Here is a 24,086-nt window from a genome sequence, read left to right on the forward strand (position 1 = left end):
TTCCCGTCCCCTCTGGCCCGGACCCCATCCAACCACCCTTCCCCGACAACGACCGTGCTCCATACCCTCCAATCCGGCTGTCGCCGACTCAACACCTGGATCGAGTACCTGCTGGCCTCCCTGGGCATGACCATGGCCTTGGTGGTGATCGCCCAGGTCTTTTGCCGCTATGTCCTCAACAGCTCCCTGTTCTGGTCAGAGGAGTTGGCCCGCTATCTGCTGGTCTGGCTCAGTTTTCTCGGCGCCACCACGGCCTACTACCGGGGAGCCCACCCGGGAGTGGACCTGGTCAGCCGGCGCCTGCCTGCCGCCGGCAGATGGTTCTGCCGGCTGCTGACCCACCTGATCAGCCTGGCCCTCTTTGGGATCATCATCCTGGCAGGGGTGCAGTTCGCCTACTTTATCCGCCTCCAGATCTCCCCGGCCCTGGGCCTGCCCAAGTGGATCGTCCTGGCGGTCATCCCCATCAGCGGCATCATCCTCCTGGCCCATGGCGCGGCCTTTCTCCTCGAGACCATCCTGGAGCCTGACCATGACCAGTGAAATCCTGCTCGTCTCCCTGCTGCTCCTCTTTGCCATCAACGTCCCCATCGCCCTCTCCATCGGGGCCGCCTCGGTGCTGGCCATCCTGGTGCAGGGAGACTTTCCCCTGATGATGCTGGCCCAACGGCTCTTTTCCGGCACCAACTCCTTCCACCTGATGGCTGTACCGCTGTTCATGTTTGCCGGGGTACTGATGGAGGCCGGCGGGATCAGCCAGCGGCTGATCGACCTGGCCAACGCCCTGGTGGGCTGGCTGCCCGGAGGGCTGGCAGCGGTGACCATAGTCTCTGCCATGTTCTTTGCAGGGATCTCCGGCTCTGCCGCTGCCGATGCCGCTGCCGTGGGGGCCATCCTTATTCCGGCCATGAAACGCTCCGGCTATGACTCGGATTTTGCCGCGGCGGTCCAGGCCTCGGGCGGCGCCATCGGGGTGATCATTCCACCCTCGATCCCGATGATCATCTTCGGCTTTCTCACCGGGGCCTCCATCGGCCGCCTCTTTGCCGCCGGCCTCCTGCCAGGCCTCCTGATCGGCCTCTCCCTGATCACGGTTGCCACCCTTATCTCCCTCCGCCGAGGCTACTCGGCCACCACCCCCTTTTCCCTGCCCCGACTCCGCCGGGCCTTCAGGCGCTCCCTCCTGGCCCTGGGCGCACCGCTGATCATCCTGGGCGGCATTCTCAGCGGGATCTTCACGGCCACGGAATCCGCGGCCATGGCCGTGCTCTATGCCCTGATCGTCGGCATGGGGATCCATCGGCAGCTCTCGTTCAGGGAGTTGTTTCCCCTGTTTCGGGACGCCGCGGTCACCTCCTCCATCGTGATGTTCATCATTGCCATGGCCTCGATCTTCAGCTGGATTGCCGCCATAGAAAATATCCCCGAACAACTGGCCCAGGGCCTGTTGGGGCTGAGCCACGACCCGACCCTGCTGCTGGCGGCCATCAACCTGATCCTCCTGATCGCGGGCACCTTTGTCGAGACCACCGCTGCCCTGATCCTGCTGGTACCCACCATTACAGCCATGCAACCCATGTTGGGGATCGACCTGATCCAACTGGGCGTGATCGTGGTGACCAACCTGGCCATCGGCATGCTGACGCCCCCCATGGGCATCTGCCTGATCGTCTCAGCCTCCCTCTCCGGCGATCGCCTGGGGGCGGTGAGCAGACGGATTCTGCCCTTTCTGGCTATCCTGATCCTGGACCTGCTGCTGATCACCTTTTACCCTCCCCTCACCATGTGGCTGGCCACCCTGGTCGGCCCCTGATCCAGTGCAGACTCCCCCTCCACACCCTACGCCGACAGCTCAGCCCCTGACCAGGGGCGACGGGCCTGGCGCGGAGCCGCTTTCAGGAAATCTTGGAGCCAGCGATGGCTGCGCTCTCCCCCCTGCTCCCCATCCCTGCGACCCGCCGGATCTCCTGGAGCAGTTGTTTTTTGGAGTACGGCTTGGCAATACAGCCGTCAAAGCCGTAGCTCCCATAATCGGCCAGCACCGGATCTTTGGCATAGCCGCTGGAAACGATCAGGCGTATTCCTGGATCCAGGGCCCGCAGTTGCTCGGCAGCCTCCAATCCCCCCATCCCGCCGGGAACGGTCAGATCGAGAATCGCCATGGTCAAGGGGCGACCGGCCTCAAGCCCCTGCCGCAGGCATTCCACAGCCTCCTGACCGTCGCTACTGGTGACCACCTGGCAGCCCGCTTGCTCCAAGACCCTCTGGATAAATACCAGGATGGCCGGCTCATCGTCCATGACCAGGAGAGGAGCTGTCGGCAGGCCGCTCTCTTCTTCGGACTCGGAAGGTGCTGACGCCCTGGTAAAGCGATGCTCGGAGGCGGGCAGAAAGAGAGTGAAAAGCGCCCCCTCTCCTGGCCTGGAATCGACCAGGACATGGCCGTGGTGTTTACTGATGATGGAGTAGACCGCTGCCAACCCCAAGCCGTTGCCGGCCCGCTTGGTGGTGAAGTAGGGGTCAAAGATCCGCCCCAGATGTTCCTGGGCAATCCCGACACCGCTATCCCTGACCCTGACCCTGATATACCTGCCGGCAGCCAGGGGCAGGCCGGAGGACTCGTTGAGGGTCACGTTTTCCAGGGTACACTCCAGAACGCCGCCCTCGGGCATGGCCTGGTCACCGTTGATAAAGATATTGGAGAGGACCTGTTGAATCTGGCCGCGGTCTGCATGGGCCGACCAGAGGTCCGGGGAACAGTGGATCGCTGCCCGGACATTGCTGCCGGCAAGATCAAGCTCGACAATCTCCTCCACCGCCCGGCAGAGATCCAGCTCTCCCCGAACCGGATCGCCCCCCTTGGAGAAGGTGAGCAGCTGCTGGCTGAGCCGGGTTGCCCTACCCATGGAATTCTCGGCATTCTCCAGATAGGCTGCAGCAGGATGATCGGCGTTAAGCAGCCCCCGGGCCAGGGAAATATTTCCGTAGATTGCCATGATAAAATTATTGAAATCATGGGCGATGCCGCCGGCAAGGGTACCGATGCTCTTGAGTTTATCGATCTGGAGCAGTTCCTGTTCCGCACGTTTCTGTTCGGTGACATCATTGAAAAAAAACAACAGCCCTGCATCCTCCAGGTGGAGCAGGGCAATGGTACAGATGCGTTTTTCCCCGCTGTGATGAATATATTCACTGGTCAACGAAGAGGTCGCCTCTGCCTGAAACTCTGTGATGGCCCTGGTCAGCAAGCGCTGCCCCTCAGGGGCAAGGATTCCGGTCAGGGTCTTCTTCTCCAACTCCTCCCGGCTATATCCGCTGAGTCGGCACATTCGCTGATTCACCTCCACCAGCCTGCCGTCACCATCAACCACGCCTGAGCCCAGAGGGGCCTGATCAAAGTAGCCCCTGATCGTCCTTTCACTTCGCTCCAACTGCGCCCGTACCGCATAGGCCTCGCTGATATCCTGGAAGGCGAGCACCGTGCCGTAACAGCTCTCCCCTGCATCCATGATGGGAGCGGTTGAGACAGAGACCTGATACTCCTGACCATGCCTGCCCACCAGGGTGGCAGGATCACTCAGGCCGACGACCTCCCGCCCCCCGCATACCGTGCCAAGCAACTCCCTGAACGGCTCCCTGGTACTGCTGTGGACCAGCTGAAAAACCTCGGTCAGGGGGCGACCTACCGCCTCCTCACCGCTCCAACCGGTAAGCTCGACTGCAACCCGGTTCATGCCGCTGATCACCCCCTGGGCGTTGGTGGTGACCACCCCGTCGCCGATGGAGTGCAGGGTGGTCTCCAGGTTCTGCCGACTCTTGATGATCTCGCGGGTACGCCGTTCCACCTCTCGCTTCAGCTTGCGGTTCCATCCCCAGAAAAGCCCGGCAACCAGCAGGGCCAAGGTCAGCACCCCCATCAGGCCATACAAGAGGGGAGCAAAGGGGAACGCCTCCTCCTGCCCCAGCCATTTCCGATAGAGCCTTCGTCTCAACTGCTGGGGGATATGATCTACACCCTTGTCGATGATGCTAAAGAGAACAGGATCTTCCCGGGATACGGCTGCACCAAGGCGGTTGAGATAGCCTGACTCCCCGGCAATCTTCAGGTTGGCAAGCCCCTGGTCTTCTATCAGATACGAGGCATACATCTGGTTAATAATCATGGCTGAACAGCGACCGGTGGAAACAGCCCGCAGGCCTTCGAGGTTATCGCTAACAGGCTGGGGCTGCAGCTGGGGATAGTGCTGAGCCAGAAACTCATTGATCGCATACCCAGCCACGGTACAGACCTTGGCCCCGGCAAGCTGCGCCATGGAGCCTGCCGCTACCGATTCCTGGCTGACAACCACGTAGGGCACCTTGAGGACGGCATCGGTAAACGACAGGTAGGCGCGTCGCTCCACGCTGTCGGCAATCCCCACGATGATGAAACGACGTCCGGTCCGAGCATAGGCCATGAGCTCGCGCCAGGTTGCAAAGTTGCGATAGCGAAAACGCAGCCCGCTCTGGCGCTGGATCTCTTCCAGAAAATCCACCAACAGCCCCTGGTAACGACCACCACGGCCGTGAAAGGCATTGGGTGGAGCCTCGTAGCCAAAGAGCACCTCCAGCTGGTCTCCATGTTCGGCCACCCACTGCTCTTCCAGAGGAGTCAGGCTAAGGGCTGGAGAGCGACTGCAGGAGAGCAGCAGCGGCAAGAGCAGCAGACCGATCAGCAGCAGAACAAGCGCAGCCAGGCTCCGCCAGGCAGAGATATCCTGCCCGGCTCTCATTAAGGTATCCTTTCCCAGAAATGACCTCATCACTCCGCGCCCCTCCCCTTGCCTCTATTCCAGGGTCCCCTTTCCCAAACACACCTCTTCCACTATAGCGTACCTTGACTGCGCCGAAGAACAAAAAAATCGCCGCTCCGGAATCGGTGGAGATCCGGGGCCTCTCCAGGGACAGAAACCTTCGCATCCGTGAACAAAGGCAACATCCTGCCAATGTTTTTTTCTGATTGCGCATCCTACTCAGCCAAACGTTCCTCCAAACAAAGAATGAACTGATTTTATGTGTTTTTTTCAAACAAGAAATACAGACGTATGTTCATACGTAGCCATGATATGCCATCTGCCCCCTAGCTCTGGAGCGAGAAATTCAACCTCTCTCCCAAGGGTTAGCTGAGCCCGGTCGAACCTGCCCCAATAACAACAGGTTCAAGGTCCTCCACCTCCATTGCCCCGGTCTCGCGATCAAGGCCAGGCCGCGGCCCCTCCTTTGCCGCCGCTCTGCCCCGCCACTTTAGGCTTGCAGAAAACCACCATTTTATGTGATACTGGGACCAATGCACATTTTGCACAAACCAGCCCCCAGCCGGCCTGAGCAACAACCGGCAGATCAGTTGGAAACAGGGTCACTTCACAGAAATTAACAACAGTTCTGGCGCACTACGCAGATGTTCACCACCAGCCATACGGCTTGCCCTTGACCAGGAGTAGCGCCCTGCTCAACGCCGGCTTCAGGTTGTACAACCGCAAACCAACCACACTGCAGCATGGTCTACGAAGTTAAAGTCAATGAGCTGGCCGAAGAATTCGGGGTTCACCGCAACACGATCAGAAACTGGATCAACTCCGGCACCCTGCCCGCCCAGGAAGGGCCGGGGCGGCGTTACCTGATCCAGGCCGAAGACTACCACCGACTCTGCGACAAGTTCGGTCGCAAGCCCAAGGCCTTTCCCGCTGCCCAGGCCATCAATGCACCGGCCCAGGAACAACCGACGCCCCAGGCACCCCCTGTCCCGATCCGGCTCAGCCTCAGCTCTATCCACCTCTTCCCGGACCCGGCACTGGCAGACTGCTGTGTCACCTGCGGAAGCTGTGCCGGAGCCTGCCCCATCGCCGGCGTGGATGACCTTGACCCCCGTAAGATTATCCGCATGGCCCTCTTAGGCCTGGAAGAAGAGATTCTGGCCAGCGACTGGCCCTGGAAATGCACCCTCTGCGGTCGCTGTGAAGAGTCCTGCCCCGCAAACGTCAAGATCCTTGAGCTGATGCGCTCCATCCGGGGCCAGCGGGACCGGGCCAAGGTGCCTCACCCCATTCAGAAGGGGGTCACCACCTGCCTGGAGAAGGGCAACAACCTGGGAATACCCAAGGACGACTTCCTCCAACTGGTCAAGGGACTGGGCACAGAACTCGGCGAGACCATCTGCCCCGGTTTCACCACCCCGGTGGATGTGCGAGGGGCCAGACTGCTGGTCACGGTCAACTCCAAGGAACCCTTTGTCCAGCCCCGCCAACTGATGTGGTGGTGGCGGATCTTTTACGCGGCCCAGGAGTCATGGACCCTCTCCTCGGAAAACTGGGAGGGAGTGAACTGGGGATTCTACTCCGGAGACGACTCCTCCATGAAAACCATTGTCGAACGGATCGTGGATAACATGGAGCGACTCAACTGCCAGGCCCTGCTGCTTCCGGAATGCGGCCATGCCTACTATGCCACCCGCTATGGCCTGGAAAAATGGTTCCCGGAATCGGCCCGCAAGTTCAAGATCTACTCAATCTTTGACCTGCTCCTGGAGTATTTGACAGCGGGACGGATCAACCTGGACCCGACCATCCACAACAAGCTGACCACCCTCCACGACTCCTGCAACTATGGCCGCAAATCGCTCAAGGCCTTTGGTCACGGTTACTTTAGCGAGGGACGAACCATTGTCCAGGCCTGCTGCACCAAGTTCAGGGAGATGATCCCCAACAGCGGAGACAGCTACTGCTGCGGCGCCGGCGGCGGTGCCTGGGCAAGCCCCTATGCGGCAGAACGGGTCTTTCATGGCCGGGAAAAGGCCAGACAGATCAAGGCCTCGGGAGCCAAGCTGGTGGTGACCTCCTGCCATAACTGCAAAGACCAGATTGCACACTCCCTGGCCCCGGAATTCAACCTGGAGATCGAGGTCAAGTCCCTCTGGGAACTGGTGGCCCAGGCCCTGGTTCCCGCCAGCTGACCATGGACGCACCCTGCAGTCAAGGGCCGCGACCGCCATACCGGCCAGGGAATCGACCACAACAAGGAATGATACTCATGAACAATCACCACAGGCATTGGAGCTATGACAGAGGCTGCACAGGCAGAGGCTGAAAAAATCGGAGCCATCATGGTGGTCGGCGGCGGCGTCTCCGGGATGCAGGCCGCCCTGGACCTGGCCAACTCAGGATTCTATGTCCACCTGGTGGAACGCAGCGGGGCCATCGGCGGAACCATGGCCCAGCTGGACAAGACCTTTCCCACCAATGACTGCTCCATGTGCATCATCGCACCCAAGCTGGTGGAGTGCGGCCGCCACCCCAACATCAAGATACTCACCCTGGCCAAGATCCTCGATGTGGAGGGCCAGGAGGGAAACTTCACGGTCAGGGTCAAAGAGTATCCCAGGTGGGTCGATCCCGACAAGTGCATCGCCTGCGGCCAGTGCGCAGACCAATGCCCCCAGGCCGTGGAGGACCGCTTCAACGGCGACCTGGCCCAGCGCAAGGCGATCTATATCAAGTACCCCCAGGCCGTTCCCCTGAAGTACCAGATCGACCCGGACGCCTGCCTCTGGCTCAACAATCCCGGTCAATGCGGCCTCTGTGCCCGGATCTGTCCTGCCGATGCCGTCAACTTTGCCGACCGGGAACAGAAACAGACCATCCAGGTCGGGGCCATCATCATGGCTCCTGGTTTTCAACCCTTTGACCCTGGCACCAGCCAGGCCTGGGGATTCGGCAGGTATCCCAACGTGATCACCTCCCTCCAGTTCGAGCGCCTCCTCGCCCCCACCGGGCCCACCGGCGGCGTGGTCACCCGCCCATCAGACGGTCGGCCGGTGCGAAAAATCGCCTTTCTCCAATGTGTGGGCAGCCGGGACAAGAATCGCTGCAACAACGAGTACTGCTCCTCGGTCTGCTGCATGGCGGCCATCAAGGAGGCCATGATCGCCAAGGAGCAGCTGGACCAGGTGGAGATCACCATCTTTCACAGCGACATGCGCACCCACGGCAAGGACTTTGAACGCTTTTTCATCCAGGCCAAGGTCGAGTATGACATCAACTTTGTCCGCACCAAGATCCATGGGGTCGAACCCCAGGGCAACAAGGGCAACCTGCGCCTCCACTACGTTAACCAGCAGGGCAAGCAGGTGGACCAGCTGGTCGACCTGGTGATCCTCTCGGTGGGACTCGAGACCCCGGACTCCACCCTCGGCCTTGCCGAACGGATGGGGATCCATATCACCCCGGATCGCTTCGCCTCAATCTCCGCCTTCATGCCGGTCTCCTCCTCAAAGAAGGGGATCTTCACCTGCGGCGCCTTTAACGGCCCCCGGGACATCCCCCAGTCGGTCATCGGCGGTTCTGCAGCAGCGGCAAGCGCCTCGCAGCTGCTGGCCCCTGCCCGCCACACCCGGACCCAGGCCAGCTGCACCCCCCATGAGGTCCCGCAGAAGGCCAACAGCCCGAGGACCGGGGTCTTTATCTGCCACTGCGGCTCCAACATCGCCGGAGTGGTCGACGTAGACGAGCTGGCCGCCTATGCCGCCACCCTGCCCGACGTCATCCATGTTGAGCAGAACCCCTTTACCTGTGCCCAGGATACCCAGGACTACATCACCCAGCAGATCCGGGAAAAACAACTCAACCGGATCGTGATCGCCGCCTGCACCCCCCAGACCCATGAACCGCTCTTTCGCAGGACCCTGCGGGCCGCCGGGATCAACGAGCACCTGATCGAGATGGCCAACATCCGTAACCAGAACGCCTGGGTCCATAAAAACGAACCCGCCCGGGCCACCATCAAGGCCAAGGACCTGATACGGATGGCGGTGGCCAAGATCGCCATCCAGGAGCCCCTCTATCCCCTGCGGATCCCGGTAATCCCCTCGGCTCTGATCATCGGCGGCGGCGTCTCCGGGATGACGGCGGCCCTCAACCTGGCCGGCCAGGGCTTCAAGGTGGATCTGGTGGAGAAAAGCACCACCCTGGGCGGCAATGCCCTCCATCTCTATCAGACCTGGAGCGGCGAGCATGTGCCCCGCTACCTCAAGGAGCTGCAGCAGCAGATCAGCCAAGAGCCCAGGGTCGCCATCCACTTCAACACCACCGTTGTGGCCTCCTCCGGCCAGGCCGGTCACTTCAAGACCACGCTCAGGGCCGGCAACGGCCGCAAGAAGAGCGTTGACCATGGCGCCACCATCATCACCACCGGCGGTAAACGCTACATCCCCAGCGAATTCGGCTACGGCCAGATCCCCAATGTGGTCGCCTCCATCGAGTTTGACAAACTCCACATGCACAACGAGATCCGGGTGACCCAGGGCAAGTCCTTTGTCTTTATCCAGTGTGTCGGCTCCCGCAACGAGAAGCGGCCCTACTGCTCCAAGTCCTGCTGCACCCACTCCATCCAGAGCGCCATCAAACTGAAGCAGGAGGCCCCTGAACGACGGATCTACATCCTCTACCGTGAAATCAGGACCTACGGCCAACGGGAACGGATCTACAACCAGGCCCGTGAGCTGGGGATCATCTTCATCAACTACGAGCTCAAGGGGCCGCCGATCATCGGCGAAGAGGGAGGCCGGCTGCTGGTCAGCAGCCGTGACCACGTGCTCCACCGGCCCCTGGAGATCGAGGCGGATATGGTCATCCTGGCCACAGCCACCCTGGCCGACCCCGGCAGTGCGGAGCTGGCCAAGCTGTTTAAACTGCCCCTGAACCAGGATGGTTTTTTCCAGGAGGCCCACGCCAAACTCCGGCCGGTGGAGTTCAACACCGACGGCGTCTTTGTCGCCGGCCTGGCCCACTATCCCAAGCCGGTGGAGGAGTCCATCTCCCAGGCCCTGGCCGCCGCCTCCAAGGCCACCACCCTCCTGGCCCGGGAGAGCGTGGAGCTGGACGCCATCACCGCCCACGTGGACCCGGAGTTCTGCGACGGCTGCGGGATCTGCCTGGAGGTCTGCCCCTACCAGGCCATCACCCTGCTGGCCACCATCGACGAGCAGGGAGAGGAACACAAGATCATCGAAATCGACCCCGCCCTCTGCAAGGGCTGCGGTATCTGCCAGGGGGCCTGCCCCAAACGGGGCGTCTATATCACCGGCTTCAGTTACGAACAGCTCCTCGCCCAGATCGATGCCGCCCTGGAACCCCCGAAACCATGACCCCGTGAGATGAGTCTTCTATGAAGCAGGACCTGAAAATCATCACCTTCTGCTGCAACTGGTGCTCCTACGCCGCTGCAGACCTTGCCGGAATATCCCGACTGCAATACCCCTGTGCGATTCGGATCATCAGGGTGATGTGCTCGGGCATGGTGCACCCGGAGATGGTGCTCCATGCCCTCAACCAGGGGGCCGACGGGGTCATGGTTACCGGCTGCAAGCTGGGAGAGTGCCACTACCAGGAGGGCAACCACGCCATGCTCTCCCGCTCCGAGGTCCTGGAGGAGATCCTGGCTGATTTTGGCTACGAGAAGGAGCGCTTTCAGCTGGTCTGGCTCTCCGCAGCCGAACCGGAGCGGCTGGTTGAAGCCATCTACGAGATGCATAACCGTCTGCTTGCCCTGGAGACCGATCCCGGCGATTGAGCCTGCCCAGAGTTCCGGCTGCCGAGACCCTTTCCCCCATAACCGCCTCCAAAGGACAATGCCCGTGATGACAAAGAAGAGAACAGAACAGTACAGCCCGGTCCGGGTGGAATGCCCCAGCTGCGCCTGTGGCTACGTTGGCCACATGACCGCCGATGAACTCAAGGAACGTGCTGCCCATGATGACGTTGAGCTGGCCTGTCCGGTCTGCGGCCTGATCCACCTGAGCCGGGAGGAGATTGATGAGCAGGTCCAGCATCGGGTGGTGGATTCCCAGCGCTACCGTACCATCCAGCAACAGGCCCAGGCGAACAGCTGAGAGCGGTCCAGACTCAACCAGAGCCCCAAATTATGCAAACTGGGCAAACTGTTCCGCATAAAAAAAATCAGTGGTGAAAAACAACGGAACTTGATATAGGGAGGAGAGATTCACCCTATCCTGGCCCCTCCATCGACTGGAAACACCGCGATGACTCCCAGATCCTCCGCTGCCCCAACCAAGATGCCGCCTGCCACAGAGACCCTCCAATCCCGTGCCATCCAGATCAAGGGCATGGTCCAGGGAGTGGGCTTTCGCCCCTATGTCTATCGACTGGCCCATGCCCTTGGCCTGAGCGGCACCGTAGCCAACTCGGGCGACGGGGTAGAGATCATGGCCACCGGCAGGGCAGCGGCCATGGCGAGCTTTATCCAGCGACTCCCCCGGGAGGCCCCTCCCATGGCCCGGATCAGCTCCCTGAGCGTGACAGAGCGACCGCAGCAAGACGCCCAGCCACGATTTACCATCATCGCCAGCGCCCACAACCATAAGGCCACGGTCCAGATCACTCCTGATACGGCCACCTGCCCGGATTGCCTGCGAGAGATCCTTGACCCCTCTGATCGACGCCACGGCTACCCCTTTACCAACTGCACCAACTGCGGCCCCAGGTTTACCATCATCAAAGAGGTCCCCTACGACCGCCCCCTGACTTCCATGGCCGCCTTCAGGCAGTGCCGACGCTGTGCAGCAGAGTACAACGACCCCCTGGACCGGCGCTTCCACGCCCAGCCAAACGCTTGCCCCGAGTGCGGTCCCCAGTTGAGCTGGCACGACCAGCAGGGCCGACTCATCCCTGAAGAGAAGAGTCTCGATGCGGCGGCCCGGGCCCTGGCTGCCGGCCGGATCCTGGCCATCAAGGGACTGGGCGGCTTCCACCTGGCCGTTGACGCCACCTCCACCGAGGCGGTAGAGCGCCTGCGCCGGGCAAAAAAACGACCTGACAAGCCCCTGGCCATCATGGTGGCCTCAACAGAGCTCGCCGCCCGCTACTGCCGGATTTCAGCTACGGAACAGACCCTGCTCAACTCGGCCCAGCGCCCCATCGTCCTCCTGGAAAAAAAAGTACGGTACCCGACGACCGTTCCCCTGGCCGACAACCTGGCCCGAGGACTGGGGGTTCTCGGGGTGATGCTTCCCTACACTCCGCTGCACGCCCTGCTGCTGAACAACCCGGCCGCCCCTCCCGCCCTGGTCATGACCAGCGGCAACCTCGGCGGGGAGCCGATCTGTACCGGCAACCAGGAGGCCCTGGAGCGCCTCTCCGGTCTGGCCGACCACTTCCTCCTCCACAACCGGGATATCATCACCCGGGTAGACGATTCGGTGGCCCGGGTCATGAACCAGCGTCCCCGTCTCCTCCGCAGGGCCCGGGGCTATGCACCGGCCCCCCTGCCCCTGGCTGCTGCCACCGGCGACATCCTGGCCTGCGGCGGCGCGATGAAAAACAGCTTCTGCATTGTCCGGGACAACCAGGCCTATCTCAGCCAGCATATCGGCGAGTTGACCTCTCCGGCCTGCCTTGACTTCTACACCCAGAGCATCGCTCACCTCCAGGCGGTGCTGGAATGCACCCCGCCGGCCGTGGCCTGCGATCTCCACCCCGACTATGCAAGCAGCCGCCACGCCGCCACCCTCCAACTCAAGCCCCACCTTATCCAGCACCACCATGCCCACACCGCAGCAGTGATGGCCGAACATGGCCTCGACAGCCGGGTATTCAGCATCATCCTCGACGGCACCGGCCTGGGCCACGACCAGACCATCTTCGGCGGAGAACTGTACCTGGCTGACCGGAGACACTACCAACGTCAGGGACACCTCTCCCTGTTCAGGCTCCCCGGGGGCGACAAGGCGGCCCAGGAGCCCTGGCGCATGGGCCTGGCACTGCTCCACAGCGCAAACAAACTGAGCTTCGACGCAGAGGAGGAGCTGCCCACACCACTGCGGGGCATCCCCAGGGAACATCGCAGAATCCTCGGCCAGATGCTGGAGCGGCGAATCAACAGCCCCCTTTCCTCCAGCTGCGGCCGCCTCTTTGACGGCGTGGCCGCAATGCTTGGGCTCTGCCTGGAGGCAAGCTACGAAGGACAGGCAGCCATGACCATGGAGGCACGAGCCGCGCGCTTTGCCGCCGGGCAGCCCCGGCGGACCGAACAGGCCGATCGCGCCTACCCAGTCGAAATCTCCCCCGGCCCGCCCCCCCTGATGCTGGAAACCGGCTCACTGGTCAACCAGATCCTGGCCGACCTCGAGGCCTCCCTTTCCCTGGACGAGATCTGTTACCGTTTCCACGGCTGGCTGATCCGCGGATTCTGCCGCCTGCTGGAGCAGGCAAGCCGGGAGACGGACCCCGAGAGCCCTCGCCAGGTCGTCCTGAGCGGCGGCTGCCTGCAGAACAAGATCCTGCTGGAGGGGTTCACCGCCCGGCTCGGCAGACTTGGTTTTACGGTGTACAGCGGTGAAGCAGTGCCGGTCAACGACGGCGGCCTCTCCCTGGGGCAGGCCTACATTGCGGCTGCCCCCTAAAAGTATAGACAGACCAGCACAACCATGTGTACCATACAGTCCTGCGCCCTTAGCAGGCGCCCCACAACAAAGGATAAGCCCCATGTGTCTCGCAATACCCATGCAAGTAACCGCCCTCAAGGGCAGTGAAACAGATCCCCTTGCCCCCCTGGTCGCCCTGGTGGAAGCCGACGGCATCCACAGGGAGATCCGCCTGGAGATGGTCGACCGGCTGCCGGAGATCGGCGAATACGTCATCATCCATGCCGGCTTTGCCATCCACACCCTGAGCGAGGAGGAGGCCCAGATCAACCTCAAGCTGATGCGCAAGATGGCGGAGGCCCTGGAGGAGGAGGGGCGGCTGCCGGAGCCGAAGCCATGAAGTGTGCGGACGAATTCAAGAGCCGGGATATCACCACCCCCCTGCTCCGCGAACTGGCCCACAGCCTACGCAGGCCGGTGCGCATCATGGAGGTCTGCGGCACCCATACCATGTCCATCTTCCGCCATGGCATCCGCTCCCTGCTGCCCGAGGGTATCACCCTGCTCTCCGGACCAGGCTGCCCGGTCTGCGTTACCCCGGCCAGCCAGATCGACGCCTTTATCGCTGCAGCCGGACTCCCGGATGTGACCGTTGCCACCTTTGGCGACCTGATCCGGGTTCCCGGAAGCAGAGGCTCACTGGCCACGGCCAGGGCCGAAGGTGCCCGGGTAGAGATCGTCTACTCCCCCATGGACGCCCTGAACCTGGCCCAACAGGAACCAGAGAGGAAGGTGGTTTTTCCGGCCATCGGCTTTGAAACCACAGCCCCGGCCATTGCCGCCACCATCCTCCAGGCAGAGCGACTCGGACTGGACAACTTCTTCATCATCGCTGCCGCCAAGACCATGCCCAGTCCCCTGGAAGTACTGATGTCTGACCCGGAACTCAAGGTAGACGGCCTGCTCTGCCCCGGCCATGTCAGCGCCATCATCGGCGCCCGGGCCTACCAGCCACTGGCCGACCGCTACCAGCTGAGCTGCGCGGTCGCCGGCTTTGAACCGGCCGACATCCTGGCCGGCCTGCTCAGCCTGGTCAGGCAGATCAACCAGAAAACCCCCGGGGTGGACAACTGCTATACCCGAGCGGTTCCCGAGCAGGGTAACCCCAGGGCCCTGCAACTGATCGAGACGGTCTTTGCCCAGGAAGACAGCGAATGGCGGGGATTGGGAGTGATCCCAGAAAGCGGCCTCCGCCTCAGGGCGGACTACCGCCGCTTCGACGCCATGACAGCGCTGCCCATCACGGTAAAACCGGTAACAGAACCCAAGGGCTGCAGATGCGGTGAGATCCTCAAAGGTCAACTCCTGCCCCCTGCCTGCCCCCTGTACAAGAAAAGGTGCACCCCCCTGCACCCCATCGGCCCGTGCATGGTCTCCACCGAGGGCACCTGCGCAGCCTACTATCGCTACAGCGAATAACCTAAAGAGCCCCCGTACATGACCAACAACAGCGTAACCCTTGATCACGGCAGCGGCGGCCTGGCCAGCCAGAACCTGATCAGCGACCTCTTTCTCAAGTACCTGACCAGCCCGGCCCTGAGCCAGCTGGAAGACTGTGCCGTGCTTGACGAATGCACCTGCCGAATCGCCCTCTCCACAGACAGCTACGTGGTGGATCCGCTCTTTTTCCCGGGGGGCGACATCGGCGAACTGGCCATCAACGGCACCATCAATGACCTGGCCATGCGTGGTGCCCGGCCCATAGCCCTGAGCCTGGCCCTGATCATCGAAGAGGGATTTTCCCTGGAGCTGCTGGAAGATATCATCCGATCCATTGCCCGGGCCTCCACAGCCGCGGACGTAGCTGTGGTGACCGGCGATACCAAGGTGGTGCCCAAGGGCAAGGCAGACGGCATCTTTATCAACACCTCGGGTATCGGCACGGTCTCACACCTGCACAACATCTCCGGAACCCAGGCCAAGCCAGGGGATGCTGTCATCTCCTCCGGCACCCTGGCGGATCACGGCATCACCATCATGGCTCGCCAGGCCGGAATCGACATCAGCGGAGACATCCAGAGCGACACCCAACCCCTCCACCAGCTGGTGGCAGCCATCCTGGAACAGGCCCAGGACGGCGTCCATGTGATGCGGGACCCCACCAGGGGCGGAGTGGCCAGCACCCTCTGCGAGATTGCCCAGGCCTCCAAGGTGGATATTATTCTGGAAGAGGAACTGCTGCCCATCAGGCCGGCGGTCCGTGTGGCCTGCGAACTGGTCGGCCTGGACCCGCTCTACCTGGCCAACGAGGGAAAATGCCTCGTCATCTGCGACCCCCAACAGGCCGAGACGATCGTTAGCACCATGCGCCGACTGGATGCCGGCCGGGATGCCGCCATCATCGGCCGGGTCGCAGCTGGAGACCGCGGCAGGGTCAGCCTGACCACCACCATCGGCGGCACCAGACTGCTGGAACCCCTGACCGGGGAGCCCCTGCCCCGAATCTGCTGAGCAAAATCCGGCCAACCTTTACCAGGTACAGAAACCGACCATCATGCACGAACTCTCCCTGGCCCAGAGCCTTATCGACCAGCTCCTGGAACTGAGCGACCAGCACCAGATGAAACGGATCAACCGACTGACCGTTATCCTGGGACCCTTCTCCGGTGTGGTTGCCGACTCCTTTGCCTTTGGCTTCGATGTCCTCAAGAAGGAACAGGCGGCCACCGCCGATGCCCAGCTCATCCTGGAGACCCCGGACCCGCAGTACCGCTGCCTCAACTGCGAGACCGTCAACACCAGGACCAGGGCAGCGGCCATCGGTCACCCGCAGACCACCAACCTGGCCGGCAACGACTTTACCTGCAGCCACTGCGGCGAGAGTCGACTCTCGCCCCAGGGCGGGACTGAACTTATCTTACAACAACTTGAAATGGAGTAGCACCATGTGTGACGTATGCGGCTGTCAGCTACACGACCACCACCAGAGCGATCCAACCATCGTCGAGGTCAACCAGAACCTGCTCAACGCCAACCAGAAGCAGGCAGATTCCAACAGGCGCCACATCGAGAAGATGGGAGCCATCGCCATCAACCTGATCTCCAGCCCGGGATCAGGCAAGACCACCCTCCTGGAACGGACCATCGATGCCCTGGGCGACCAGGTACGGATCGGGGTGATCGAGGGGGACATCGAGACCGAACGTGATGCCGACCGTATCCGCGCCAAGGGCGTGCCTGCGGTCCAGCTCACCACCGGAGGTGCCTGTCATCTGGACGCCCCCATGGTCCACGGCGGACTCCATGTACTGGAACACCTGACCAAGAACAGCCCCCTGGACCTGATCTTCATCGAAAACGTCGGCAACCTGGTCTGCCCGGCCACCTTTGACCTGGGAGAGCATTGCCGGATCATCCTCCTCTCCGTACCTGAAGGCTCGGACAAGCCGGTAAAATATCCCACCACCTTCAAGGGCGCGGACTGCTTCATGATCACCAAGACCGACCTCCAGGCCCACTTTGACTTCTCTGCCCGGGAGGCCAGGGAAGAGGCCCTGAAGATCCAGCCTGACCTGGATATCATCGAGCTTTCCGCCACTTCAGGGGACAACTTTGAGCAGTGGATCGACTACCTGCAGCAGCTGCTGGCCGGCAGATAAGCCCCAGCAGGGGCAGCTCCCTGCTGCTCAGCCCACGAAGACCATCCCCACCAGGGCAGCCATCGCCACCGGCTCGCCCTGGTCAGCAGGAACCTTCCACGTCAGTTCCCAGCCAAGCCGGGCAAATAGGGCCCGGACATCCACCCCCAGAGCCGAGAGAGAGGCTCGAGCCTGGCCGGGAAACCTGCAATCCACCCCCTGTTCCAACACCACACAGACCGGATCCTGCGGACAAAACAACTCCTTACAGGAACCAGCGGCCACCGCCTTGAGCCGGGAGAAGCCCAGAACCGCAGCCCGACGCTCCAACTGCGCCGCCAGCTGATGGCTCTTGCGGGTCTCCTCCAGGCGGCCCTCTCCCTGCAATCCGGCCGCCTCCACATCCAGGCGGAAGACCAGCACTGCCTGATAAGCGGCCAGGCCGGCCTTAAAGACCTCGGGCTTGGGGGCATGGGGCGGACAGCCCGGGGCCAGGCCATAACTGGGACAACCCGGCGTTCTGCACATCTCGGCAAAGCGCGCCTCTATCTTCAGCTCGGACGGGGACACCACCACCGCAGCCGCTGCCCCCAGTTTGAGCGCCTCCTGCCTCAGCCCCTCCAGATCCGCCCCACTCACCACTGTATCACCTCATAGTTATTGATCATACGGAACAAAACGCCCCCCAACCTTCCGCCATGGTCAGAACAGGGTTTGATAAAGGCCAGTCCACCCCCTGTCCATTTAATCTGGCCCCAGGAATATTTATCTATGCATACTGTGCATGTTATGCTATATACACAGAGACAGTCAACGAGATCCGGAACGATTACCAGGGCAGGGTCGATACCTCTTGGACCAGAGCCGTTATTTCCAGTGACGCTTCTCCAAAATTATCACTCAAAACTCCTTACACCCCCTACCCCCTGCCCTGGTGGTCACCGGTGTTCCTCTCCCCCCTCCCCACATTACTCCCAGAGAACACCTCCAGAGACCAGCACAAAAGTCGGTTTCAGCCACAGAGAGATACAGACCATACCCAGGTAGAAGATTTCGTGCCCTCCTCATCGAGACCTATCCACAGAGACGAGTCACAGCCAAGGGAAAATGGGCAAAAAAAAAGCTCGCAACAGAGAAGGGGGTAAATCCCCCTCCATCCTTGCGAGCCCCTGCACACCGCACCTGCCACTACACCGGCACAGCTAGCTGCAAACGTCCTGAACTGCATTCAAGATTAAGGGTAGCTTGAAAAATGAGATTTTTCGATCAAGGTCAAGGCGCGCGATAAATTTTCCTGCAGGCATATATCTGATATTCCGAGGATAAAATTTTGAGTGCAACGCCGAGATTGGAAGAAAAAGCAATTTTTCAAGGTGGCCTTAATACATCATCCCCCCCACATAGATACCGGCCCCCACGAGCAGGTCTTTTGACGGAACCCTGTAGACATAGGTAATTTTCTTAGAGGGTGATTTCTTTCCCGGCTTTGGCCACCTGTAATCCACCCAGCCCTGACCAGGATCCTTGGCCATATTAACGAAGTGCACGAATATCGCCTTGCCGATGGCATCGGTCTCCAACAGCACATGCTGCCGCTGGACAAGTTCCGGTTGCATGGGATGCGCCAAGACCTTCCCCTCCAGATTCATCAAAAACACGTAAGAATCTTTCCAGACAAAGGGACCATGGGGGTCACGGATCACTTTAATCGCCTCCTCCACCCCCCGGGCATTGATCAATGCGGCTGCTTCATGGGTCTTGGCAACACACTCTTCGGTGGTTGCTCTCTCCACGGCACCTGCCTGGGAAGACAAGAGAACCAAGACTGAGACGGCAAGAACGATAAGGGATTTTTTCATTGTACCTCTCCTAGTAATGTTTCTTTTCATAGCATCAGATCCTAGCATACGGTTTAACGGAGCCATGCCTTTCCCACCGGCAGCACGTCCCGACCAAAGACCTGGGCAAAGATGATATGGGCCATCATATACCAGGCTGACGCGGAACAGAGCAGCAATTCGTAGCCGGCAACCTTGGTCATCTGTGGAAAGCCAAAGTGGGCAAGGTCAAGGAGAATAAAGCCGATGAGGAGCAGGGTAAAGGTCAGACCCATGGCCCCATGCACCTTCATGGCAGGAATCCACATGATAAAGGTGTAGATGGTCCAGGCCACCAGAAACCAGCCCACGTCGCTGGTGCTGGAATGATAAATGTTAAAATGATTGAGGATGAAAATAATACCAAGGCCTATCCAGAAGGCGCCATAGGAGACAAAGGCGCTGTAACCGAAGTTATTACCGCATTTAAACTCCTGAAAGCCTGCAAACATCTGGGCAAATCCGCCATAGATAAAGGCCAGGGCCACAATCGGCCCGATGTCACACAGGCCGATATTGTGCACCTGCAAAAGCATGGTGGTAAGAGCAAATCCTGCAAGCCCGACAACCGCCGGGTTTCCTTGAACTGTTTCTCCATTCGACATGAAATGTACCTCCTGGCTAAAGATAAGGATACTTTGAAAAACGAGATTTTTCGCTCAAGATCACGGCATGGGGAAAATTGTAACGCAGGCATAGAGATGCTATTCCGGGGATAAAATTTTCACCATAACAAAGAGATTGGCAGAAAAAGCAACTTTTCAAGGTAGCCATAAGAAGCCCCCCACCCCCACCACGGGGATGGCATTGGCTTGGCAGTTCACAGGAAAGAAGTGGAGCCGTACGCTGGAACGTGAAAGATTTGCCTCCGGGCAGTTGCCCAACCAGGGCAATGGTCCGCTTTCAGATAACCTCCCCTTGAGGGCAAGTGGCCGGGCCTTTCCCAGACCAGCTCAGCCGCCTTCCCTTGCTCCCTCCCGCAGAGCCCGAAGCAGAATCTGCTCCCTGGAACCTCCACTCGCTCCAGCAAGAAGACGAACAATAATCTGAAATAAATAGATACAACTTCAGTTCCATCAACCAGCAAAGGGCAACGCTTCCCCCAACTGCTTACTCTGGCACCCATACCACAATTATTAAAAATAAATCTATATATTTCTGATATTTAATAATAATAGCCACTGTCATCAGCTCTCCATCCGAACGCCTGCAGCCACCGCCTCAAGCCAAGATCGAATGAGCTGCCCTCCAGCAAGAGGCTCTTTTCCGAGATCGACACAACAAAAAAATTGGCATCATAAATATACCATTAATGGGGCTTAAACAAATTAGCATTTTCCCTCAAGGTCAAGGCGCACGATACACCGTACCGCAGCCATATATTTGATATTCCGAGGGTAAAATTTTGAGTGCTAGGCTGAAGTTGGAAGGAAAAACAATGTTTCAAGGGGGCCTTAACAGCCAACTCACCTCTCCAGCCGGCCTGCCCCGGGACAGATCCCCTGGGTGACAACACCGAGAGAACGAGCGGGCCTGCTGTGAGCAGCGGCTGCGGAACACTGGTGGCGGGCGGGACAGCCTGAATGTCCTGACAGGATCTGAGATTCGGTCCCGGGCTGGCGCCCCTCGGGCAGAAAAGCCCTGCACCCAGACTCTCGGTAAGCGGGCTGCTGGCTGCTGCCCCCATCATAGCTCTGGGCAACCGTTCCCCGCTCAAGGCATGTACTCGGGCCGTATCCCATGCCCGGCCGCCCTTACCCATACTGCATTCCAGCCAGCCACTGATCAACAACCCTGCCATTGAACAGCTTTGACTTGACTTTTGGGTATACAGCTGTAATATGCCACGTTTTTTTCTGAACCTACCCTCAAGAGTTGGTGCCAGTTGGCTGAAGACGAAAGTAGTGTCTGTTGCCCAAACCGGTGCTGCTTCAGGCCAGGGTTCAACTCTTACAGGGTCAGCGTTACTCCTTAAAAAACGAGCGATGTAACGGGACCTTCTCCAACCCGTCCTTTTTTAAAATTTGACCTGCAGGGAATGATCATGCGTAACCATTGGAGCGGCAGACTCGGCTTTATCCTGGCTGCAGTAGGATCTGCAGTCGGCCTGGGAAACATCTGGAAATTTCCCTATATTACCGGCATGAATGGGGGAGGAGCCTTTGTCCTGGTCTACCTGGTAGCCATCCTGGCCTGCGGCCTGCCCATCCTCATGGCTGAGTTCATCGTTGGCCGTCATGCCCAGAAAGATGTGGTCGGCTCCTTCAGGGAGTTGACTCCGCAATCCGCTTTCTGGAAACATCTCGGCTGGCTCAACCTTGCCGCCTCCTTCATCATCCTCTCCTACTACGGGGTGGTGGCGGGCTGGACCCTTGACTATCTCTTCAAAGCCCTGTGCGGCGCCTTTGCCGGTCAGGAGCCGGAGGCCATAGCCGGGATGTTCGGCGCCCTGGTCTCCGACCCGGTCCGCCAGCTGATCTCGCTGACCCTGTTCATGGGCCTCTGCCTGTTGGCGGTTATCGGCGGTATCAAGGATGGAATCGAACGCTGGAACAAGGTTCTGATGCCGACCCTGTTCGTGCTGCTGATCGTCATGGCCGGCTACGCCCTGACCACCAGCGGCGCCACGGCAGGGTTGAAGTTCATGCTCTACCCAGACTTTTCCAAGCTGACCATCAACGGCGTACTTGAGGCGATTGGTCACTCCTTCTTCACCTTGAGCCTGGCCATGGGGGCGATGATAACCTATGCCAGCTACATGGATAAGAAGGAGCCGATCTACCCGGTCTCCATCCGGATTGCCTTCCTGGATACCCTGGTGGCCATCATTGCCGGGCTGGCCATCTTTCCCATCGTCTTTTCCGTGGGCATGGAGCCTGGGGCAGGTCCTGGCTTGATCTTCAAGACCCTGCCCCAGGTCTTTGCCACCATCCCCATGGGCTCTATCCTGGCTGTGCTCTTCTTTATCCTGCTTGCCTTTGCAGCACTTTCCTCGGCCATCTCTCTGCTGGAGGTGTTGACCGCCTTCATGATCGACGAGAAAAAGTTCAACCGCAGGAAGGCCACCATCTGGATGACCATTGCCGTCTACCTGACCGGCATTCCCTCGGCCCTCTCCTACTCCCTGCTGGCCCAGGTCAAACCCATCAAGAACATGGAGATCCTGGATTCACTGGATTATCTTGCCAGCAACTTCATGCTCCCCATCGGCGGTCTCCTGATCGCCATCTATGCAGGCCACATCCTGGAAAAAAAAATATCCAGAGCCGAGATCTGCGAAGATGGCCGCTCCTTTCTGCTCATCTTCAATATCTGGTACTTCACCATCCGCTACATCGCCCCTGTCGCCGTGCTGCTGGTTTTTTTGACCAAGATCGGGATTATCAAGCTCTAGGAGAAAGCAGCGGGAAAAAGTCCCCCTGCCAAGAGAGGCGGACCTACTCCTCGCCCTGGAAGATCATCTTTCCGGCCAGACTGAGATCATAGCCCCGATATCCGGCCGCAAGCTCGGCGACCCCCTGATGCTCCAGGATGCCTAAAAAGTGCTGGATGGTCCGCTCAAAGAACATCGCTCTGGAGATCAACAGGTCAAAGCGCTCCCAGTGCAGGGGCAGAAAACCCAAATCCAGGATCCCGGCAATGGCCTCGATACCGGGACCGACATCGGCACGATTGGCCAGGATCTCCAGCCCCACATCCAGGTGTCTGCCCACCTCCAGGCCATAGCCCTTAATCTTCTCTCCGCTCAGCCCCTGCTCTTGGAGCAGGTTGTCCAGAAGGAGGCGGGTACCTGTGCCCAGAGGCCGGTTCACTAGGCGCAGTCCGGGCTTTCCCAGGTCCGCAATCCCGCTGATGCCCAGGGGATTATCTTTGCGATAGAGCAAGCCCTGCCTGCGCCGACAGAAGTTCACCACCACAGGCATACTCTTCAGCTCCTGCCAGGCAAAGTGAAAGTTATACTCCATCTTCCCCTTTTCCTGACCGCTCCCGCCCTCCTCCAAGAGATGACTGGGGGCGATATGGCAGAGATTTCGGCGCAGGGCATGGATCCCACCCATGCTGCCCACGTTGGCAAACACCGCCATCCTGCCCTGATACTCGCGGTTATAGAGGGCCATGGTCTGCTCCAGGAGGACATCATTACTCCCGGCCAGGACCACCGTTCCCTTGGTCGCCGACACCTGGCCCACAGGCTCGGGGAAGTTGATGGTACTGTTCTCCACCCACTGCTGGACCAGGTGCCTGGGGAACAACCACTTGCCGGTCACCTTGGTGGCCGGCAGTTCCTTCTCCGCAACCAGGGTATAGATCATCTTCTGGTTCACCTTGAGATAATCGGCCACTTCCCTGGTGCTCATTAAAATACTCATCATCACTCCTGCTGATATACTCAAAAAATCTCGTTTAGGTGACGCCTAGGTGACATTGAGGTAATGTTGTCACTTCTCAACCCTCAGGTCAAGATTAATACTCAAAACACCTCATTCTTGACCCATACAGACCATAAATTACCCCTTACCAATTAAATCAGTCCCCTGCCTACATAGAGTATTCTTTTCAGCTGAGCCGTATACCTGATCAGATATTTAAAACAATCCCGGGCAGCAGGATCGGGCCTGCCTCTCCTGAATCTCGACAGGCCGCTACGGACCGCTGCTGACAGACCGTCTGTCAGGAGGTGAAACGAGCGCTGATTTTATAATAATAATTTTCACTTACTCTACTTTATTAATTTAAGATAAAAGCGACAATAATATTGACAGGAAGAACCAAGTGCTCTATGCAATAGTGAGTACAACGACATACAGAGTATCGGAGCCCACCATATAACCACCGGGCTTAAAAGGGAAAACGGTGCAAATCCGTTGCGGTCCCGCCGCTGTAACCGGGGACGAACGCTGCAGGATGTCACTGACCATTCGGGTTGGGAAGACGCAGCAAGTAGACAGAACCGGAAGCCAGAAGACCTGCCGATGACTCTCTATCAGCACAGACGGCGTGGACACCGTCTTGTCGCATGATATAAACTGCAGCCCCTTCATCTCGGCGGCAGTTTATCTGGGGTGATGAAGCAAACTGGGTGCAATCCCCCAGTCCTTATTCAAGGACTGGGGGATTTTTTTTTGTTTTTTTCAACGCCACCACAACACTGGAAAAGGA

At 59.6% G+C, this 24,086-nt stretch carries 18 protein-coding genes and 1 riboswitch; of the genes, 13 read left to right on the forward strand and 5 right to left on the reverse strand.

The annotated features are described in order from the left end of the window. Window positions 1-54: 54 nt before the first annotated feature. Together G494_RS0117450 and G494_RS0117455 are read left to right on the forward strand one after the other, a co-directional pair. On the forward strand, window positions 55-543 hold the full coding sequence (locus tag G494_RS0117450; RefSeq protein ID WP_028585544.1) for a TRAP transporter small permease: 489 nt from the start codon (window positions 55-57) through the stop codon (window positions 541-543). Further along, complete coding sequence (locus tag G494_RS0117455) at window positions 533-1,813, forward strand: TRAP transporter large permease (RefSeq protein ID WP_028585545.1); 1,281 nt, start codon at window positions 533-535, stop codon at window positions 1,811-1,813. The genes G494_RS0117450 and G494_RS0117455 overlap by 11 nt, the downstream gene beginning before the upstream one ends. Before the next feature lie 82 nt (window positions 1,814-1,895). On the opposite strand, the gene G494_RS25760 is transcribed toward G494_RS0117455, so the two are convergent. Then, window positions 1,896-4,772 (reverse strand): PAS domain S-box protein, encoded by a 2,877-nt coding sequence (locus G494_RS25760; RefSeq protein WP_051305825.1) that lies wholly within the window; start codon window positions 4,770-4,772, stop codon window positions 1,896-1,898. 764 nt (window positions 4,773-5,536) lie between these two features. Between G494_RS25760 and G494_RS24265 the strand changes: the two genes are divergently transcribed. From G494_RS24265 to hypB, 10 genes are all read left to right on the forward strand, one after another. Further along, a complete protein-coding gene (locus tag G494_RS24265; protein ID WP_028585546.1) occupies window positions 5,537-6,988 on the forward strand; it encodes a 4Fe-4S dicluster domain-containing protein in 1,452 nt (483 codons plus the stop codon). 105 nt (window positions 6,989-7,093) lie between these two features. Beyond that, window positions 7,094-10,177: a CoB--CoM heterodisulfide reductase iron-sulfur subunit A family protein gene (locus G494_RS0117470; protein WP_028585547.1), complete on the forward strand. Its 3,084-nt coding sequence runs from the start codon at window positions 7,094-7,096 to the stop codon at window positions 10,175-10,177. A gap of 20 nt (window positions 10,178-10,197) precedes the next feature. Further along, the gene (locus tag G494_RS0117475; protein WP_028585548.1) at window positions 10,198-10,602 is read left to right on the forward strand and encodes a hydrogenase iron-sulfur subunit; all 405 of its coding nucleotides are present in this window, start codon (window positions 10,198-10,200) and stop codon (window positions 10,600-10,602) included. Between the two features lie 67 nt (window positions 10,603-10,669). Beyond that, window positions 10,670-10,921, forward strand: coding sequence for a hypothetical protein (locus G494_RS0117480; protein WP_028585549.1), 252 nt, complete (start codon window positions 10,670-10,672; stop codon window positions 10,919-10,921). Window positions 10,922-11,071: 150 nt separating this feature from the next. Next, window positions 11,072-13,450 carry a carbamoyltransferase HypF gene (gene hypF / locus G494_RS0117485; RefSeq protein ID WP_051305826.1) on the forward strand — a complete coding sequence of 793 codons (2,379 nt, stop codon included), beginning with the start codon at window positions 11,072-11,074 and terminating at the stop codon, window positions 13,448-13,450. An 82-nt stretch (window positions 13,451-13,532) separates the two neighbouring features. Further along, window positions 13,533-13,811 (forward strand): HypC/HybG/HupF family hydrogenase formation chaperone, encoded by a 279-nt coding sequence (locus G494_RS0117490; RefSeq protein WP_028585551.1) that lies wholly within the window; start codon window positions 13,533-13,535, stop codon window positions 13,809-13,811. Beyond that, the gene (gene hypD / locus G494_RS0117495) at window positions 13,808-14,890 is read left to right on the forward strand and encodes a hydrogenase formation protein HypD (protein ID WP_028585552.1); all 1,083 of its coding nucleotides are present in this window, start codon (window positions 13,808-13,810) and stop codon (window positions 14,888-14,890) included. Before G494_RS0117490 ends, hypD begins: the two co-directional genes overlap by 4 nt. An 18-nt stretch (window positions 14,891-14,908) precedes the next feature. Continuing rightward, window positions 14,909-15,922: a hydrogenase expression/formation protein HypE gene (gene hypE / locus G494_RS0117500; protein WP_028585553.1), complete on the forward strand. Its 1,014-nt coding sequence runs from the start codon at window positions 14,909-14,911 to the stop codon at window positions 15,920-15,922. A gap of 43 nt (window positions 15,923-15,965) precedes the next feature. Further along, a complete protein-coding gene (locus G494_RS0117505) occupies window positions 15,966-16,352 on the forward strand; it encodes a hydrogenase maturation nickel metallochaperone HypA/HybF (RefSeq protein WP_028585554.1) in 387 nt (128 codons plus the stop codon). Between the two features lie 4 nt (window positions 16,353-16,356). Then, complete coding sequence (hypB, locus tag G494_RS0117510; protein WP_028585555.1) at window positions 16,357-17,070, forward strand: hydrogenase nickel incorporation protein HypB; 714 nt, start codon at window positions 16,357-16,359, stop codon at window positions 17,068-17,070. A 27-nt stretch (window positions 17,071-17,097) separates the two neighbouring features. Here hypB and G494_RS25765 read toward each other — a convergent pair whose 3' ends face one another. The 3 genes from G494_RS25765 to G494_RS0117525 all read right to left on the reverse strand — a co-directional run bounded on the left by G494_RS25765 (window position 17,098) and on the right by G494_RS0117525 (window position 19,531). Further along, entirely contained in the window at window positions 17,098-17,688 is a 591-nt protein-coding gene (locus tag G494_RS25765) for a DUF2284 domain-containing protein (RefSeq protein WP_153305933.1), read from the reverse strand. A gap of 740 nt (window positions 17,689-18,428) precedes the next feature. After that, entirely contained in the window at window positions 18,429-18,908 is a 480-nt protein-coding gene (locus tag G494_RS0117520; protein WP_028585557.1) for a cache domain-containing protein, read from the reverse strand. A gap of 53 nt (window positions 18,909-18,961) precedes the next feature. Then, window positions 18,962-19,531, reverse strand: coding sequence for an acetate uptake transporter (locus G494_RS0117525; protein WP_028585558.1), 570 nt, complete (start codon window positions 19,529-19,531; stop codon window positions 18,962-18,964). Between the two features lie 1,439 nt (window positions 19,532-20,970). Between G494_RS0117525 and G494_RS0117530 the strand changes: the two genes are divergently transcribed. After that, window positions 20,971-22,320 carry a sodium-dependent transporter gene (locus tag G494_RS0117530; protein ID WP_028585559.1) on the forward strand — a complete coding sequence of 450 codons (1,350 nt, stop codon included), beginning with the start codon at window positions 20,971-20,973 and terminating at the stop codon, window positions 22,318-22,320. A gap of 43 nt (window positions 22,321-22,363) precedes the next feature. Here G494_RS0117530 and G494_RS0117535 read toward each other — a convergent pair whose 3' ends face one another. Then, on the reverse strand, window positions 22,364-23,299 hold the full coding sequence (locus G494_RS0117535; protein ID WP_332307538.1) for a helix-turn-helix transcriptional regulator: 936 nt from the start codon (window positions 23,297-23,299) through the stop codon (window positions 22,364-22,366). A 424-nt stretch (window positions 23,300-23,723) separates the two neighbouring features. Continuing rightward, window positions 23,724-23,915: riboswitch (cobalamin riboswitch) on the forward strand. Window positions 23,916-24,086 lie beyond the last annotated feature (171 nt).

Source organism: Desulfogranum mediterraneum DSM 13871 (assembly GCF_000429965.1).
In the GTDB taxonomy this organism is placed as follows: domain Bacteria; phylum Desulfobacterota; class Desulfobulbia; order Desulfobulbales; family Desulfobulbaceae; genus Desulfogranum; species Desulfogranum mediterraneum.